This window comes from Blastomonas sp. CCH1-A6 (assembly GCF_001556365.1).
In the GTDB taxonomy this organism is placed as follows: domain Bacteria; phylum Pseudomonadota; class Alphaproteobacteria; order Sphingomonadales; family Sphingomonadaceae; genus Blastomonas; species Blastomonas ursincola.
Genome location: NZ_LSIS01000034.1, coordinates 1 through 4704, shown reverse-complemented (window position 1 = coordinate 4704; position 4704 = coordinate 1). Strand labels below are relative to the sequence as shown.

4 protein-coding genes are annotated in these 4704 nt (G+C 64.2%); all 4 read right to left on the bottom strand.

The window, feature by feature from the left end:
- Nucleotides 1-739 (bottom strand): TonB-dependent receptor plug domain-containing protein (locus AX735_RS01705; RefSeq protein ID WP_231749983.1); only part of this gene is annotated, 739 nt, incomplete at its 3' end.
- Between the two features lie 106 nt (nt 740-845).
- Nucleotides 846-1418: a GNAT family N-acetyltransferase gene (locus AX735_RS01700; RefSeq protein ID WP_066274642.1), complete on the bottom strand. Its 573-nt coding sequence runs from the start codon at nt 1416-1418 to the stop codon at nt 846-848.
- On the bottom strand, nt 1415-2929 hold the full coding sequence (locus AX735_RS01695) for an FAD-dependent oxidoreductase (RefSeq protein WP_202189476.1): 1515 nt from the start codon (nt 2927-2929) through the stop codon (nt 1415-1417). The genes AX735_RS01700 and AX735_RS01695 overlap by 4 nt, the downstream gene beginning before the upstream one ends.
- 453 nt (nt 2930-3382) lie before the next feature.
- Nucleotides 3383-4666 (bottom strand): sugar MFS transporter, encoded by a 1284-nt coding sequence (locus AX735_RS01690; RefSeq protein WP_066274634.1) that lies wholly within the window; start codon nt 4664-4666, stop codon nt 3383-3385.
- Between the last annotated feature and the right edge of the window lie 38 nt (nt 4667-4704).

Here is a 4704-nt window from a genome sequence, read left to right as displayed (position 1 = left end):
AACGGTCCCAGATATTCTGGTCGATGAACTCGCCGGTGACGTTGAAGAAGCCGCCATCGCTGCCAAGCTTGAACCCGGCAATCGCGGATATCTGCGTGTCCTGGCCGTCGCCCGCATAGGTCTGGCCATAGCGCGCCTGCATGTCGATGCCGCTGTCCTTGGTGCTGAGCCCCAGGTTGATCACGCCGGCGATCGCGTCCGATCCGTAGAGCGCCGATGCGCCATCGCGCAGCACCTCGATGCGGCCCAGCGCCTCGCCGGGAATTTGCGACAGATCGGGCCCTTGCGAGCCCTGCGCCAGCTGCCCGCCCGCGACCTGGACCAGAGCCGAGCGGTGCATGCGCTTGCCGTTGATCAGCACCAAGATCTGGTCGGGCGGAAGGCCGCGCAGTGTCGGCGGGCGGACAAAGGCCGAGGCATCGCCGAGCAGGTTGCGCTGCTGGTTGAACGAGGGCACCAGCGTCTGCAGGATGGTCTGCAGTTGCGGGCTGGACTGGGTCGCCAGATCCTCGTTGGTGAAGACGTCGATCGGCACCGAGGATTCGATCACGGTGCGGTCGGTGCGCCGCGTTCCGGTGACGACGATATCGGCCCTTTCAGGCGCATCGTCTTCCTGTGCTGCAGCGTCGGCCAGCGGCTGCTCGGCCGTATCGGCAAGACTTGCGGCCCAGCCGGTCTGCGGCGCGGCGAGCAATGCTGTCGCGAGCACGGCCCGCGAAATACCTCCATTCATTCTCATCGAAAGCCCCCTTTTCGCGTTTGGGCCTTCAGATCATCATCTTCCCAATGCCCGGGCTCTTTGGTCCGGATGTGTTGGTTCGCTCCTGCGATGACGTTTCATGAGATTATGTCTGGACTTCCGTTTCGGGTGCGGCCTCCTGTTGCGAGGGTTGAAAAAGCGTCTTGCGCATCGGCACGAAGCGCAGCGGGATGCCGTCATAATGCTGCACGACCTCGCCTTGGGCACGGTAGCCATAGGCGGTGTAGAAGGGCACGCCGGGCAGCGTCGCCATCAGCTCGGCTTGGGTGAAATCTGCCGCCCGCGCCGCCGCTTCGCAGGCGTCGAGCAACGCCGCGCCGACGCCGCGCCGCGCGAATTCAGGCGCGATGAAGAATGCCCTGATCTTTGCCGGAGCCTGCGCTGGATCGACAAAGCCTATCTGCCGCTGGGCGAACCGATCGGACCCGAACAGGGTCGCGCGCCGACTCCATCCCCCACACCCGGCAATCCGTCCGTCCAGCTCGACCACCAGATAGGTGCCGTCGCCGACCAGCTCGCTATCGACCCCGAACACATGCTTGATTGCCGCCTCGGTCTCTTGCGGTGAATAGAAGCCGATGCTGAGCTGCCGTGCCGAAGCGGCAATCAGCCGCTCAAGCGCGGGTATCTCGTCAGGTCGGGCGGGGCGGATGATCATGCGGCCTGGGCACTCCTGGTCGGTTCGGTCAGCGCCCGAGCACGCATCTGGTCGACCAGCGCGGCAACGGTCGCATGTGCGGATTGCAGCGCGCCCTCCTGCCAGCCGGGCGTCTGGCTGAGCGCGGCGCTGGCGAAGAAGATGCGGCCATCGGGCTGATTGAGCAAGCGGAAGGCGGGCGTGTCGGTCATCGGATGCTCGCCGCGATCGCGCACGCCGGGGTTCCAGTTGGGCCAGGGCCCAAGGCTATAGGGAATCTTGCGCCAGTTGACGACCAGCGGCGCGATGCAATCGGCACCATGGCCGGGATGGACGCTCTCGATCGCGGCGCGCGCCATCGCGATCTGCTCGGCAATCGGCCTTTTGGCAAAGGCCTTGCCCGGCTCGCCCGAGCTGTAACAGCCCAGGATCATCCCCCTTTCGCCGTGCAGGCCCCAGGACGGATACCAGATCAGGCTGGTCTCGCCGCCGACAAAGGTGAGGCCGCCATAAATCTGGTCGCGCTCCCAGAAACGTGGAGCCTCGAACGCGACCTTGTTCGAATCCTCGTAGAGCACGCTTGCTATCGCGTTGGCGACGGGCTTGGCGAAATTGGCCTCGATCTTCGCCAGCACCGGAAAGGGAATGGTGCACACGCAGTAATCGGCCTTGATGACCCGCGCCGAGCCGCTGGCCGTGTCGACATAGGCGATCTCGACCCCGGCATCGCTCTGGCGGATGCGCTGGACATCGGCGTTCAGCACCGCGCGTTTCTTGAGGTTGCGCTCGATGCCGACCGATATCTGGTCCATGCCGCCGACCGGCTGGAACATCGTCGCCTGCATGTAGAGATTGTCCTCGAAGCCCATCATGCCAAGCTGCTCGTTGGCGAGCAGATCGGCGAGCGGCACCGGTGCATTGGCGGTCTCGAAGCTCGATATCCCGGCCCCTGGCCCCGTTTTGAAGCCTGAGCGCGTGGTGCCCTTGAACGCATAATCGCCCTGCAGGTCGCCATAGGCTTTCAAGAAAGGCAGCAGCTTCGCCTTTTCCTCTACGCTGAGCGCGGTATCGAGCGCACCCTGGTTGACCGCCTTGGCGAGCAGTTCGGAAACATGACCGCGCATGTCGTTGATCGCGGTGCGCATGCGCAATTTGCTGCCGTTCTTCGCGACCAGATAGGCCGAGCGGCTCGAATTGACCTCGACCTCGAGCGGCACTCCGAAGCGCTTGGCATAGCCGAGCACACCCTGATGGAAACTGGGCAGTCGCGCCGGACCGGCGTTGAAATACAGGCCTTCAGAGAAGCGCGCGATCTGATCGTCCTCGCCCTGCATCGCGATGCGATCACCATCGCGCACTGTCCAGGCTTTGCCGCCGACGCGCCCACGCGCTTCGAGCAGGGTGACCACAAATCCGCGCTGTTCGAGCTCATAGGCCGCAACCAGCCCGGCAAATCCGGCACCGAGTACCACCACCGAGCGGCCGTTGCCCATATCGCCCGGCATCGGTTCGAGCGCTGCAGCCTCAGCCACTCCGAACCAGCCCATTGACTGCATTGCGCCCGCGACGGCCGCAACTCCCCCGGCCGCACCGATCCGGTGCAGCATCGTTCTGCGTGTGATCACCTTGTGAATGCCCCCATTCGAAAATGCAGGCCTTGTCGACACCCTCACCCGTCGCGGCCAGGCCATCCCGTCGCAGCGCTTTCCCTGGCCAATGCGCAGGGTTGCGCCGCCCTTTTCGGGTGGCCGCCTTGTTGTGCGATGCAAAATAACTGGTGAAACCAGACCAAGCGTGCCTGCAATAAAATGCGCAGAAACCGCTCGTTCTTAACCGAAAACGTCTATTCTCAGCTGATCGTCGAATAGAAACATCGTTTGCAAACGTGCGCAAGAGGATTCTTCGCATGTGCAAAAAATTCTTTTGCGTTGCGGCGCAAGCCCTCCACCGTGACCTTGGCCAAGCTCGCTCAGGCTGTGCTGCAATCAGGCGACCCGGCTGCGCGCATACCAGCCATATCCGCCGATCACCGCATAGCACAGCGCCGGCAGCACCAGAGCCAAGCCGAGCTGGCCCGAAAGGTCGGCGATCGCGCCGGTGGCGAGCGGGATAACCGCCCCGCCGAAGATCGCGATGTTGATGATGCCCGATCCATCCGCCGCACGCGGGCCCAGGTCCTCGCACGCCAGGCTGAAGATGGTCGGGAACATGATCGCGTTCATGAGGCCGATGGCGAGCAGGCTATAGCCGGAGACCATGCCTTGCGTGCTCGTCGAGACGAGGATCAGCGTGATCGCGCCTGCGGCCACCGCCGCGAGCAGCTTGCCGGGGCTGACGAAGCGCATCACGCCCGATCCGATGAAGCGCCCGACCATCGCGCCCCCCCAGTACAGGCCGATCAGCTTGCCTGCCACCTGTTCGCCCAGCGCCATGACATGCGCCTGCATCAGATAGTTGACGATCAGCGATCCGATCGCGACCTCGGCGCCGACATAGAGGAAGATGCACAGCGCGCCGAAGCCGAAGCGCGGGCGCGCGAGCAGGTCGAACCCGGCCAGACCGCTGCTCGCCTCGTGCGTCTCGCCCTTCAGCCGGTTGCGGAACAGCCAGACCACGCCGGCCACCACCGCAATCGCGGCGGCGATGCCGAGATAGCCGTTCACGATCGCCTGGCTTTCGGCGGTGCGATAGGCATCGAGCGCGGGGCCGGAAAGCTGGCCCGCGCTGAGGCTGGCGAGGCTGCCGAGGATCAGCGCCGAACCGACGATCGGGAAGACGGTGGTGCCAAGCGAGTTGAACGCCTGCGCGAAGGTCAGGCGGCTGTGCGCGGTCTGCGGCTTGCCCAGCATCGAGATCAGCGGATTGGCGACGACCTGGACGATCACCACCCCGCTCGCCAGCACGAATAGCGCGAACAGGAAAAGGCCATAGGTGGCGTTGCGCGAGGCGGGGATGAACAGCAGGCAGCCGAGCATCATCAGCAGCAGCCCGCACACCGCACCGCGCATGTAGCCGACCTTCTTGACCAGCTTTGCGCCGGGAATGCCGATCAGCAGATAGGCGGTGAAGAAGCAGAACTGCACCAGCATCGCCTGGGTATAGTTGAGCGTGAACAGCTCTTTGAGCTTGGGGATGATCACGTCGTTGAGCGAGGTGATGCCGCCGAAGATGAAGAACAGCCCGAACACGAACAGCCTGAGCTCGGGCGCGTCGACATGGTCGGTCGCGACGCCGGGTTTGCCGTTCATGTTCTGCGGTGCAAGCGCCATTCGATCATCCTCACATTATCGGCGGGGCATCGCCCGCC

Bases quoted from the DNA above. Each gene is read 5' to 3' on its own strand.
- AX735_RS01690 (WP_066274634.1), bottom strand. From the start codon at position 4,666: ATGGCGCTTGCACCGCAGAACATGAACGGCAAACCCGGCGTCGCGACC.
- AX735_RS01700 (WP_066274642.1), bottom strand. From the start codon at position 1,418: ATGATCATCCGCCCCGCCCGACCTGACGAGATACCCGCGCTTGAGCGG.